We start from the raw sequence: 12,381 nt of genomic DNA, 5'->3' as shown, positions 1-12,381 counted from the left end.
TTCCGTACGCCACGCTCGGATGCCGCACCGGGCCTTACTTGATTGGGTTCTCGTCGAGCCAATCCGACAGGTCATGGGCGGAACCGAGGGCATCGGGCCGGTTCGTGTCGACGGCTGTCGCGCCTTTGTCCTCGCCCACCGCGATGCCGTCCTCCATGGTGTCGATCAGTTCGTACGCTGGTGACCAGAAGTCGGCGCCCACGGACTTCTCCGCGTTCATCGCCTTCCGCAAGCCGCGGGTCCGCGTCATGAGTGTCTGCATCTGTTCCCAGCACGTCCCCGGCGCCTTTTCGAGGCAGCCGCCGTCCGCGTCGAACTTCGAGACCGCGGCCTGGAACTCGGTGGTCGCGTCCGAGATGCTCACCGTGCCCAAGGCTGCGGCCAGCTTCGCGTCGCCGTCGTCGTCCGAGCTGCTGCAGCCGCTCACATACGAGGTCAACCTCTCAGCGAGAGCGGTCACGGGCCATCAGCCATTTCACGCCGTGACGAATGCCCTGCCCGCTCGTCTCGCCCCGCCACCCATAGCGCCAGCGTCACCCCCGTCGACGCCCCCGCCATCACCGTCATCGCTGCACCCGGCGACGTCAGTTGGGCCACCGCGCCCGCCAGCCCCGCGCTCAACCCCTGCATCGTCAACATGCCCGCCGAGTGCAACCCCAGGGCGTGGCCCGTGAGTTCCGGCGGTGTCAGGGTCAGGAGGCGCTGTTGTTGGATCAGGCTCGCGCCGAAGCCGATCGAGGCGAGGGCGGTGCAGGCCGCCGCCACGGGGATGGGCAGGCCCAGGGCGAAGAGGAGGTAGGGGGCGGCGAGGAGCAACAGCAGAGGCGTCGCCAGACGGTCGCGTATCCGGGGCGGGAGATAGCGGCCGATCGTCACGTCGCCGGTCAGCATTCCGAGGGCCGCGCAGGCGAAGAGCAGGCCGGCATGGGCGGGGGCGTACGCCACGAACAGGGACTCGCAGCCCACGATCAGGCCGTTGGGGACCCAGAGGCCCAGATAGAGGCGGCGGCAGGGGGCGTACGACCAGAGGCGGGCGTTCGTGCGCCAGGTCTCGGCGATGGACGGGCGGCCGGGGGCCCGGGGTGGGCGGCGGGTGAGACCGGTGGCGGAGGTGAGGGCGGCCGTCGCGTACAGGGCCGCCGAGATCAGGAGGGTCGCCTCTGGGGTCAGGAGGGCCACGAGGGTGCCGCCGGTCGCGTAGCCCGCGATCTGGGTGACCCCGTGCATGATGTTGAACACCGACCGCCCCAACAGATAGTCGTCCCGGCCGTCGTTCCCCTCTCCCTCTTCCCTCAGGATCTCGTTCAGCAGGCCCCAGCGGACGCCGCCGCCGAGCGACGCCGCCAGGCCCTGGGCCGCGATCACCGTGAACACCGTCCACAGGGGCAGGCCGAGCAGCGCCAACACGCCCGTGCTGAGCGCGAAGAGGAGCGCCAGGCCCGACACCGTCGCCCTCGGGGGGGGGAGGCGGTCGGCGGCCGAGAGCAGGGTCGTGGCGCCCACCACCTGGGCCAGGGAGGGGCCGAACATGCTGAGCGCCGACAGCAGAGGGGAGCCGGTGGTCTCGTACACCGAGGTGCCGAGCGCAAGGCCGCCGATCGTGGACGCGGCCACCTGGAGAGAGGAGGAGACGAAGAGAGGGGTGAACTCCCTTGTGCTGAAGAGGAGTTCGTAAGGCGAGGAGGACATGGGTGGACGATCACTCCGTCCGCCGGACCGCCGTTAATGTTTCGCGCGTACGCGAAAGCTCACTCCGGAGCACCGGGAGTTCACTTGGGCCTGTGGCAGGTCAACGCCGACACCCTCGCCGGAAGCCGGTTCGTCGTGTCGCCGCTCGCCGAGACGTTCGCGAGCCTGAAGGCGCTGCACGCGGGGGTCGCGGGGCATCCGGGCGAGCGGGAGTGGCTGGCGGCCCATCTGGCCGCGTATCGCGCCGAGTTGGCGCGGGACCCGGTCACCGCACGGCTCGTACGCGCGGGGCTCGGGAAGATGGGGGTCCCCCCGCTCGAGCGAAGCCGAGAGTGGGGGAGGATCGCCGACTTCCTCACTCCCACACCGCGTGAGGGGGAGGGCTTCGAGGAGGAGGTCGCCCGGGTGCGCGGGGCCGATCCGGGGGCCGCGCGAGCCCATCTCGCGGTCTCTCTCCGGGGCCCGCTGCCCGCCGTACTCGACCGCGACGACCTGCCCCGGCGTGCGGCCGACCTCCTCACCTACGTCTGGGAGGAGACCGTACGGCCGTACTGGGAGCGACGGCGGCGTGTGCTGGAGGCTGATGTACTCGCCCGTACGGCGCGGTTGGGTCAGGCGGGGTGGGCGGGCGTGCTGGACGCGTTGCGGCCGGGAATGCGGTGGCTCGGGGAGAACCGGCTCCAGGTGAACCTCCATGAGTATCCGCCTCGGGAGATCTCCGGGGCGCGGCTGCTGTTCGTACCGGTCACTCCGCGGCGGGGCGGGTGGGTGGCCTGGGAGGAGGGCGAGCGGTACGCCGTGGTGTACCCGTGCTCGGGCGTGCTGGCCGGGGGTGGGGAGACCAGACAGGCCGGGTGCGAGGAACCCGGGAAGGGCCGGGCCGGGAGCTCCGGCGGGGCCCCGGAGGCGGCCGTGCCCGTTGGCCTCGGGCCCCTTCTCGGCGAGGCCCGTGCACGCGTGCTCGTCCTGCTCGACTCGCCCATGAGTACGACCCAGTTGTGCGCGGTGACCGGGCAGGGGCTCGGGTCCGTCGGACGGCATCTCAGGGTGTTGCTGGACGCCGGGCTAATACGGCGGGGACGGGCCGGGCGGACGGTGCTGTATGTCCGTACGGCGGTCGGTGAGGTGCTCGTGGGAGCCGGGCGGGAACCCGCACCGAGGGGGCCGCTGTACCGGAGATAGCATCCGTTTATGACTTCCAACAACGCCGGTACCTCTGTCCTCGATGTCGAGATCGGTGCTCTGCGGGGTGGTTCCGCGGAGCTGTCGCAGTACGCCGGTCAGGCCGTGCTCGTCGTGAATGTGGCGTCCAAGTGCGGTCTCACCCCCCAGTACACGGGCCTGGAGGCGCTGCAGAAGCGGTTCGCCGGGCAGGGCTTCACCGTGCTCGGAGTGCCGTGCAACCAGTTCCTCGGGCAGGAGCCGGGGTCGGCCGAGGAGATCGCGGAGTTCTGCTCGGCGACGTACGGCGTGACCTTCCCGATGACCGAGAAGGTCGAGGTCAACGGGGAGGGGCGGCACGCCCTGTACGAGCGGCTGGCCGGGTTCGCGGACGCCGAGGGGCACACCGGGGACATCCGCTGGAACTTCGAGAAGTTCCTGATCGGGCGTGATGGTTCCGTCGTCGGCCGCTTCTCGCCGCAGACCGAGCCCGAGGCGGCGGAGCTGATCGCCGCCGTGGAGAAGGCCATCGGCTGACCGCCCCGCGCGCACACTCTCTGGGCACGGCCCCTGCCCCTGTCCCGGCCCCGGCCGAAGCCGGCCGTTGACCTTGTCCCTGGGGCAAGGCCCACCGTCCTCCTCGCCGGGCGAACCGCGCCCGGTGACGGAGGATGACCCAGTGGACATGGACGACGACACCGACGGCGGTCTGCTCACCATCGGTGTCTTCGCCGCCCGCGCACGGCTGTCGGCGAAGGCGCTGCGGCTGTACGACCGGTCGGGCCTGCTGCCCCCGGCATACGTCGACGAGGTGAACGGCTACCGGTACTACCGCGCCGACCAGGTCGAACGTGCCCGCCTGGTGGCCCTGCTGCGCCAGCTCGACATGCCGCTCGCCCGGATCGCGGAGATCGTGACGGCCGCCGAGTCGGACGACGGTCACGAGGGCCGCGACGGTCACGAGGGCCGCGAAGGCCGCGAAGGCCGCAGCGGGCACGACGGTCATGACGGCCACGGCGGGCACGAGGGCTGCGACGGCCACGGCGGCCACGGCAGGCCCAGCGCCGCCGATCTGCTGGTCGATTACTGGGCCGCGGCCGAGGAGCGGTTCGCGTCCCGGCGGGCCCTTGTCGCCTACCTCCGTGGACGGTTGTCGGGAACGGAGAACGGGATGAGCGACGCATACGGTGATTTCAGGGTCGAAACGGTCGATACGGCGCCTCAGGTGCTGCTGACCCAGTCACGGCACACCCTCGCCGACGAGTTGCCCACGTGGATCGGGGCCTCGCTCGGGCGGCTGGAGGAGGGTGCGAAGGCGTGCGGTGGGATCGCCGGGGCGCCGTTCGTCGTCTACCACTCGGAGGTGTCGCTGGAGAGCGACGGCCCGGCCGAGTCGTGTGTGCCGGTGGGCGACGAGCGCGCCGCCCGGGCGTGGGCGACGGAGCACGGGCGGGCCTGGGACACCCGGGTGCGGGTGGAGCCGGCGGGACGGCTGGCGTACACCCGGATCGCCAAGGCGCAGGTGGGGCATCCGCAGATCCTCGCCGCGTTCGAGGCGGTCGAACGGTGGATCGCCGACCGGGGGCTGAGGATCGTCGGCCCGTGCCGTGAGGTCTACTTCGCCGACTGGGCCTCGTCCGGCCCCGACGACCCGGTGTGCGACGTGGCGTTCCCGGTCGCATCCTGACCCTCGTAGGGCTCGGCCCTTCGCGGGAACGCCCCGCGGAGGGCCGCAGGGCTTTCCCTACGGCCGTAGCGGATCGCACACGCGCTGTCGGCCAACGGTCGGCCGTTGATTAGCGTCTACCTCAACACACGGAGAACGTCTGGTTGGACCCGCACCCGCCCGCACGAGCCGAAACGGAACGGAAGAGCCGCAGTGGCCTTTGCCGAGCTGACCCCACGACGCCCCGTCTCACGCGCCGACAAGCCGTCACCGGCGCGCGAGCCGTGGCGGCAGCGCCATCGAGTGGCCCTCATGTCCGCCCTGTGCGCGCTGCCGCTGTACTTCGTGTGGTGGGCGGTGTTCGCGACCGGCGGCGGCGATCTGGCGGCCCAGGTGGCATGGGCGGAGTTCGCGAAGATGTACCCGGACTCCGCCGTCAATCTGTTCTGGTACGGGGGACTGCACGCGGCGAACTACAGCGTGCTCTCGCCGTATCTGATGGCGGCGCTCGGCGTCGTCCCCGTCACCCTGCTCTCGGGGCTCACCGCCTCCTGGCTCGCCGGCGAGGCCGTCACCCGCATGGGCGTACGCAAGCCGGTGTGGGTCGCGCTGGCGGTGACGTTCTCGCTGTGGTGCCAGGTGGTGTCGGGGCGCTCCACGTTCATGCTGGGCACGGCCTTCGCCCTGGGCGCGCTGGTGGCGGTGCTGAGCGGGCGGACCCCTCGGCAGCTCGCGGTGGCGGCGGTGCTGGCGACGCTGTCCACGCTGGGCAGTCCCGTCTCCGGGCTGTTCCTCCTCGTGGTCGGCGCCGCCTGTCTGCTCCTGCGGGAGTGGGGCCGCGCGGCCTCGCTGCTGGTGCCGCCGGTGACCGTCGTCGCCGTCACCACGCTGCTGTTCCCCTTCAAGGGCGAACAGCCAATGGCGTTCAGCCGGATATGGCCGCCGGTCCTGATCTGCGCGGTGGTGGTGCTGATCGCGCCGAGGGCGTGGCGGGTGCTGCGGCTGAGCGCCGCGATCTACGCCCTCGGCGTGGTGCTGTGCTATCTGATCCCGACCCCCATCGGTACGAACGTCGAGCGGCTCCTGGAGCTTGCGGGCCCGGCGGCGGGCCTCGCCATCGCCCTGCACCGGGGGGACGATCGGGGGGACGGCGACTCCTCGGGCTCCCGGCTGCCGCTGTCGTGGTTCACCCCCCGGCGGCGGACGGTCGCCGGCGTACTCGCCCTCGTCCTCTCCCTGACCTGGCTGACCGGCAAGACGACCGCCGACATCGTCACCAACACCAAGGTGCCCGAGTGGGCCGTGAAGACCGACGGGGTGGTGAACGAGCTGAAGCGGCTCGGCGCCTGGAAGACCCGCGTCGAGGTCGTCCCGGCCCGCGACCACCGCGAGGCCGCCATCCTCGCCCCGTACATCAACATGGCGCGCGGCTGGAACCGTCAGGCCGACGTGGAACGCGGCCGGCTCTTCTACGAGGGCCACAGCGGGACCGAGGTGCCCGAGGGGGCGTTCACGCCGGAGGCGTACAAGGCGTGGCTCTCGCAGTGGGCGGTCGGTTTCGTCGTCCTCGTCAACGGCGAACCGGACGGCCCCGCCAAGCTCGAACACGCCCTGGTGACCAGCGAGCCGGACTATCTCCAGCGGGTCTGGGAGGACGCCAACTGGAAGATCTACCGGGTGAAGAACGCGACGCCGCTGGTCGACAAGCCGGCCTCGGTCGTCAGCGCCGACGGCGCCAACCTCGTCGTCCATATGCCCCGACCCGGCGAGGTCATCGTCCGTGTCGCCTACTCCCCCTGGCTCTGGGCCGACAACGGCTGCCTCACCCCCGACCGCGAATCCAACGGCGACCTCACCGAGTTCACCCGCCTGACCGTCGAGGAGGCGGGGGACGTACGCATCAGTTCGCAATACGGGGGGCCGTCGCGGAAGACGGTGTTGGAGTGCGAGGAGGAAGAGGCGGAGACGGACGAGTGAGGCCGGGGCCGTGAAGTGCGGCCGGGGCCGTGAGCCTTGGCGAGAGAAGCGCCCCTTCCGTCCTGTCGGCGGAAGGGGCGCCTGTCTGTCGTACGGGTCAGCTCACCCGGGTGAGGTCAGCTCACTCGGGTGAGGTCAGCTCACTCGGGTGAGCCGGGGGCCGAAGCCGGGTTCCGTGAGGGCCTTCTGGAGGGCGATGGGTACCTCGACCCCGTCGCCGGAGCCATCGCCGATGATGAGGGAGCCGACCTCGGTGCCCGCCGCGGCCTCGTGCGGGAGCGTTTCGCTCGCGTCGAGTTCCAGCTTGACGGTCTTGCCGGCCCAGCCGACCGCCGAGACGTCCTTGGTGACGACGACCGGGGTCTGCCCGCCGAGCTGGTCGTCCACGTAGCCGACGACGTCGCCCTTCTTCAGGATGGTGTCGGAGGTCAGCGCGTCCTGGGCGGCAACCATGGCCGTCTTGCTGACCGCGTTGACGGTGTCGATGATCGGCGGGGTGTGCTGGCCGAGGATCGCGCCGACGACGATCACCGTCTCGCCGCCTGCCTCCTTCGTGGCCGCGAAGAGGAGGTTGCCGCCGGCGGCCGTGGTGGAGCCGGTCTTGATGCCGATGGCGTTGTCGTACGGGACGAGGGTGTTGTAGTTCCGGTGCTTCAGGCCGGAGGGGTCGGTCCACTCGGGCAGCCTGGTGATGTCGGTCAGGGCCTTCATCTTCACCAGCTCGTTGCCCAGTTTGACCTGGTCCTCGGCGGTGGAGACGGTCGTCTCCTTCAGGCCGGACGGGTCGGTGTACGTGGTGTTCTTCATGCCGAGTTCCTTGGCGGCGGCGTTCATCTTCTTGACGAACGCTTCCTCGGAACCGTTGCTGTCCCAGCGGGCCAGCAGTCGGGCGATGTTGTTCGCGGACGGAATCATGATGGCCGCGATGGCGTCGTACTGGGTGAGCTGGTCGCCCTCCTTGACGGTGTTGAGCGTGGACTCGCCGTCCTTGTAGTAGCCGCCCTCGGTCTCGGCCGTCGCGTCGACGGGGATCGTCTCGCCCTTCGAGCCCGGCTTCATCGGGTGTTCCTTGAGGATGACGTACGCGGTCATCGCCTTGGCGACCGATCCGATGGCGACCGGCTTCTGCTCGCCGAAGCTGTCCATCGTGCCGATGCCGTTGACGTCCATCCAGCCCTGGCCCTCGGCGGGCCACGGCAGAGAGACCTTGTCGCCCTCGAACGCGTACGACGCCTCGGCGGTCAGCGTGAGCGACGGGGTCGGCAGGGGGCGCAGGTACTGTACGACCGCAAAGATGATCACCAGCAGGATCACCAGCGGGGTCCAGATCTTGACCCGGCGGACGGCCGTGCGCAGCGGGGTCTGCGGGGGCGGGGGTGTGTTGGTCAGCTCGGCGAGCAGGTCCAGCGGGGGCTTGGGCGGCAGCGGCTGCTGGGTGGTCCGCTCCGGGCCGATGTGCGGAAGCGCGCGGGTGGCTTCGGCGGGGCTCAACGCCTCCGGCGGGGTGACCGGGGGCTTCGGCCGGCTGGGCTCGTCCAGGGGCTTCAGGGCTACGAATTTGCTGGTGCGCTCGGTCGGGGGCACCGCGGAGTCCCGGACACCCTCGGCGGCGGCCTCGGCGTCATGGGTGCCCTTGCCGGTGCCGGCGGCGTTCTGGGTGCCCTTGGCGTTGCTGCCGGTGTTCTCGGGGGTCTTGGTGTTCTCGGGGGTGTGGGTGCCCTTGGAGGTCGGGTTGGTGGTGCCGCCGAGCTTCAACATGGTGGTGGGCTGGTCCACGGCGGGCAGCCGGGGAGCCCTGAAGATCGCCGTCGCCTGATCCACAGGCCCAACCGCCTCGGCTCCGCCATCGCCCCCCGACTCCCCACCCGCACCACCCGTGCGGCTTTCGTCGTCACCCGCGGGTGGCCCATCCGGTCCGTCCTCACCGTCGGCGACTTCCGCCCCACCGTCTGCCGAAACACGCTGACCGTCCCGGACAGAAGAACCCGGCGAAACAGCACCACCGCCACGCGCGGAGCGGCCCTCCGGAACACCGCCGAGGTCGCGGGTGGACCGGCCGTCCGAGACACCGTCCACGTCGCGCTCGGAACGGCCGTCCCGAGCGTCATCAACATCACGCGACGAACGGGCTTCCGAGGCGCGGTCAACGTCGCGCGCAGAGCGCCCCTCCGGAACACCGCCAAGGTCACTCGCGGACCGGCCGTCCGAGACGCCACCAAAGTCACGCTCGGAACCGTCTCCCGAGACGCCGTCCACGTCGTACGCAGGGCCCCCCTCCGCAGCACCGCCAAGGTCACGCGCGGACCGGCCGTCCGAGACGCGCTCAACGTCGCGCGCGGAGCGGCCGTCCCAAGCGTCATCAACATCACGCGACGAACGGGCTTCCGCGGCGCCGTCAACGTCACGTCGGGAACTGCCCTCCGAGGCCCCGCCGGCGCCGCGCGCGGAGTGGGCTTCCGAGGCGGCCTCAGCGGCGGAGTGGGCTTCCGAGGCGGCCTCAGCGGCGGAGTGGGCTTCCGCGCCGTCGCCCGACCCGGTCCCGTCGTCGGCGTCCGTCTGGCTCTTCGTGTTGCCCGCAGAGTTGTCGGAAGCGCCCTGAGCGGGCTCGGCCTCGTTCTCGGCGGGCTTCTTGCCCCCGGCGGCCTCTTCGGCAACCTCGCGGGACGGGGTGGACCCCGGACCATTCCCCGCGCCGGCGGCGCCGAGCTTCAGGGCGACCGTGGCGCCACCGACCGGGACGGCCCGCGAGTCGCCACCGGTGCTGTCCTTCGCCGCCCCGTCGGCCCCGTCAGGCGAGTCGGCGTCGGGACCGGGCCCGGCGTCGGCCGCCCGCTCCGCCTCATCGCCGCCCGAGTTCTCGTCCTCGGAGCCCTCAGCGCCCTCTCCCCCGGAGCCCTCAGCGGTCTCCCCGACGTCGTCGGCACCCCCGGCGTCCTGCGCGACCTCCGCCTCCTCCGCCGCCTCGGCCTTCGTCGGAGGTTCCTCGGTCCTCCCCGGAGGCTCCTCCGAGTTCGCCTCCCCGGTCTCCGGCTCCTCCCGCTTCGCACCCCGGGCCCACGACGGCCTCCGGTCCTCCGCCTCGGTGGCCTCCAGCAGCGCCTTGCGGGAGAAGACCGCCGTCGCCTGATCCACCTTCGGAGCCGCATCCGTAGCGGTCGAGGCACTACGGAACGGTTCCCCCGTCGACGCACTACGAGACGCACTACGAGGCGAACCCGTCGCCGACGAGCCACCCCGACCGGAGTCCGTAGCCCCCGACGCACCCTCGGCCGAACCTGTCGTCGAGGGCGCGGCCCCAGCCGAACCCCCCGGCTCCGTCGGCTCCGCCCCGCCTCGTGGGGTATCCGGCGTGCCGGCCATGGAGACCCGGGGGTCGGGGGCCGTCGGCCGGTTCGGGACCGGTGCCTCGTCCCCCGTCGTCGATGTCGTCGACGACTCGTACCGCTTCGACCTGTCGGGGGACGTGCCCGCCACCGATGCCTCCTCCCGCGCGCCGCCCGCCCTCGGAGCCCGCGCCCTACCGAACCGTGAATCCGTGAAATCCTGGAACCCGCCGCCCGGACACTAGTGACCCCGTACGCCACCGCGCCCTGCCGGTGTCCGAACCATGTACCAGTGTCCTGTGTGCGGGCTTGCCCCATGCGGTAGACGAGAACGACATACCTACTGGTTCCACTACATTCCGGTCACGCACCCTCGACAGACCAATGTGAGAGGGGTCACCCTGTCATTCATCCACGCGGGGAGGCATGGATGGGCAGGAGCCGCAGAACACTTCCGGAGGAGCTTCTGCTGCTGGCGTTGGACCCGGCCACGGGTACCACCGCACAGCCGCAGTCGCTCGACCTTGGTCTGGCCGGAGCACAGCTAGTGGAGCTGGCGCTGGCCGGACGGATAGCCCCTGACGGGGATCGTATCGCCGTGGTGTCCCCACGGCCGACTGGAGATCCAACCTTGGACTGCGCACTGGAGTTGCTGCGAAGGCGCGGCGCTCCCGTACGCGCCGTCCACTGGATCGGCGGACCCCGTCTCGGGCTCCGCCAGACCTACCTGTCACATCTGGAGCGTTGCGGCATGGTGCACGCCGTCGCGGGCCAGATGTGCGGAGTGCTGCCGACGACGCGCTACCAGGCGACGGACACGGCCATCAGCCGGGAGATCAGGGCCCGGCTGGATTCCGCGATCCGTACCGGTGTACCGCCGGACCCACGCACGGCCGCGCTCGCCGCCCTCGCCCACGCGGTGGGCCTGGGCAAGCACCTGTACCCGGGGAACGAGGGACGCTCGTCCCGCTCCCGGCTGCGGGATCTGATCCGGCACGACCCCATGGGCGGCCTGGTGGCCCACGCCGTCATGGACGTCCAGAACGGCGTGGCCGCACAGCCACGTCGCAGCCCGGCACCGACCGGCCGTCAGGCCGCCCCCGGCGCCAGGCCACCCGCCGCACCGGAACCCGCGCGCGGCGTTCCGATGCAGCCACGCCGGGGCTCCATGGCCCGCGTCGTGGCGCACTGAGCCGCCCCCGGCACAGCGCCGCACCCAGCACCACCCTCGCAACACCCAGCACCACACGTACCGTTGAGCACCGAACCGCCACAAGGGACCCAGAGCCCGGTTCGGGAGCCGCAGGCTCGCGCGGGGCGCGTGGGGTCGTATCCGTACGACGAGTTGGACAACGTCGAAGAACGACGACGACTCGTACGGCGACCCCACGGCCCCGCGCGGCCGCGTGTGCCGGGCACCTCGTCGAGGGCCGTGGCTGGAAACGCGCGAGCGCGCTGTCGTCGGCCTCAAATGACCTCGTTTCCGGCGGAGATCGCCCCGCGGCGGAAAAACACCGGCGCAAACGGCGCATGCACAGCGCATATCCGCTGTTTTCCAGCGGTACACGGCACCTTGGTGGCAATCTGCTCAGCAGCAGATACGCAAAGTAGAGTAAGCAGCCGGAGGTGCACGTCCCGTGGCGTCCAATGTCAATCCCACCGTCCGGCGCCGCCGGCTGGGCCAGGAGTTGCGCAAGCTCCGCGAGGACAAGGGCATGACGGCAGAACAGGTCGCCGACCGTCTGCTCGTCTCCCAGTCCAAGATCAGCCGCTTGGAGAACGGCCGCCGCAGCATCAACCAACGCGATGTGCGCGACCTCTGCGGGGTCTACGAGGTCGAGGACCCGCGCCTCGTCGAGCATCTGATGCAGATGGCCAAGGACTCACGCCAGCAAGGCTGGTGGCACGCGTTCGGTGATGTGCCGTACAGCGTGTACATCGGCCTGGAGACGGACGCCGAGTCGTTGCGGGTGTACGAGCCCCAGACCATCACCGGTCTGTTGCAGACGCGTTCGTACGCCGAGGCCGTTGTGCGGGGCGGGTCGCCCGAGGCGTCGGAGCAGGAGACCGAGACGCGGGTCGGAGTCCGCCTGCGCCGACAGGAACGCATCACGACCCAGAAAGAGCCCTTGCGTCTGTGGGCAGTTCTGGACGAGGCGTGCCTGCGTCGTGTCGTCGGGAGCCGTCAGGTGATGCGCGAGCAATTGGAGCACCTGACCGAGATCGTCAAACTGCCTCATGTCACCGTTCAGGTGCTGCCGTTCGAGGTAGGCGCGCACACCGGCATCAACGGCCAGTACTCGATTTTGGAGTTCACCGACGCCGCCGATTCGACCGTGGTCTACATCGAGGGCGTCAACAGCGATCTGTACCTGGAGAAACCGCACGACGTCCAGGAGTACACGGTGATGTACGAGCACCTGCGGGCGCAGGCCCTCAGCGCGGAACGGTCACGTCAGTTCATCGAGGACGTGGCGAAGGAGTACGCCCGCTGAGCGACTCCAACACCCAGAGGGCGCGACAGGGTACACCTCTGCACATACCAGGGAAAGACCACAGAGGCAT

At 70.7% G+C, this 12,381-nt stretch carries 10 protein-coding genes; 7 read left to right on the top strand and 3 right to left on the bottom strand.

The genetic code is table 11. The annotated features are described in order from the left end of the window. Positions 1-34 precede the first annotated feature (34 nt). Together ACWD4G_RS07390 and ACWD4G_RS07385 are read right to left on the bottom strand one after the other, a co-directional pair. On the bottom strand, positions 35-427 hold the full coding sequence (locus ACWD4G_RS07390; RefSeq protein WP_451291251.1) for a hypothetical protein: 393 nt from the start codon (positions 425-427) through the stop codon (positions 35-37). A 29-nt stretch (positions 428-456) separates the two neighbouring features. Further along, a complete protein-coding gene (locus tag ACWD4G_RS07385; protein ID WP_451291250.1) occupies positions 457-1,689 on the bottom strand; it encodes an MFS transporter in 1,233 nt (410 codons plus the stop codon). Between the two features lie 84 nt (positions 1,690-1,773). Between ACWD4G_RS07385 and ACWD4G_RS07380 the strand changes: the two genes are divergently transcribed. The 4 genes from ACWD4G_RS07380 to ACWD4G_RS07365 all read left to right on the top strand — a co-directional run bounded on the left by ACWD4G_RS07380 (position 1,774) and on the right by ACWD4G_RS07365 (position 6,493). Further along, a complete protein-coding gene (locus tag ACWD4G_RS07380; RefSeq protein WP_451291249.1) occupies positions 1,774-2,871 on the top strand; it encodes a helix-turn-helix domain-containing protein in 1,098 nt (365 codons plus the stop codon). Positions 2,872-2,880: 9 nt separating this feature from the next. After that, a complete protein-coding gene (locus ACWD4G_RS07375; RefSeq protein ID WP_451291248.1) occupies positions 2,881-3,387 on the top strand; it encodes a glutathione peroxidase in 507 nt (168 codons plus the stop codon). Between the two features lie 148 nt (positions 3,388-3,535). Then, positions 3,536-4,537 carry a MerR family transcriptional regulator gene (locus ACWD4G_RS07370; RefSeq protein WP_451291247.1) on the top strand — a complete coding sequence of 334 codons (1,002 nt, stop codon included), beginning with the start codon at positions 3,536-3,538 and terminating at the stop codon, positions 4,535-4,537. A 282-nt stretch (positions 4,538-4,819) separates the two neighbouring features. Beyond that, on the top strand, positions 4,820-6,493 hold the full coding sequence (locus tag ACWD4G_RS07365) for a hypothetical protein (protein ID WP_451291673.1): 1,674 nt from the start codon (positions 4,820-4,822) through the stop codon (positions 6,491-6,493). 135 nt (positions 6,494-6,628) lie between these two features. On the opposite strand, the gene ACWD4G_RS07360 is transcribed toward ACWD4G_RS07365, so the two are convergent. After that, complete coding sequence (locus tag ACWD4G_RS07360; RefSeq protein WP_451291246.1) at positions 6,629-9,625, bottom strand: D-alanyl-D-alanine carboxypeptidase; 2,997 nt, start codon at positions 9,623-9,625, stop codon at positions 6,629-6,631. A gap of 217 nt (positions 9,626-9,842) precedes the next feature. Here ACWD4G_RS07360 and ACWD4G_RS07355 point away from each other — a divergent pair, with 217 nt between their 5' ends. The 3 genes from ACWD4G_RS07355 (at position 9,843) to ACWD4G_RS07345 (ending at position 12,311) form a co-directional block, all read left to right on the top strand. Next, positions 9,843-10,061 carry a hypothetical protein gene (locus ACWD4G_RS07355; protein ID WP_451291245.1) on the top strand — a complete coding sequence of 73 codons (219 nt, stop codon included), beginning with the start codon at positions 9,843-9,845 and terminating at the stop codon, positions 10,059-10,061. 185 nt (positions 10,062-10,246) lie between these two features. Further along, positions 10,247-11,008 carry a GOLPH3/VPS74 family protein gene (locus ACWD4G_RS07350; protein WP_451291244.1) on the top strand — a complete coding sequence of 254 codons (762 nt, stop codon included), beginning with the start codon at positions 10,247-10,249 and terminating at the stop codon, positions 11,006-11,008. Positions 11,009-11,453: 445 nt separating this feature from the next. Next, positions 11,454-12,311: a helix-turn-helix domain-containing protein gene (locus ACWD4G_RS07345; RefSeq protein ID WP_451291243.1), complete on the top strand. Its 858-nt coding sequence runs from the start codon at positions 11,454-11,456 to the stop codon at positions 12,309-12,311. Positions 12,312-12,381: the final 70 nt, after the last annotated feature.

Source organism: Streptomyces sp. NPDC002643 (genome assembly GCF_053592555.1).
Note: the sequence above shows the minus strand (reverse complement) of the source record. Positions and strands in the feature narration are given on the sequence as shown.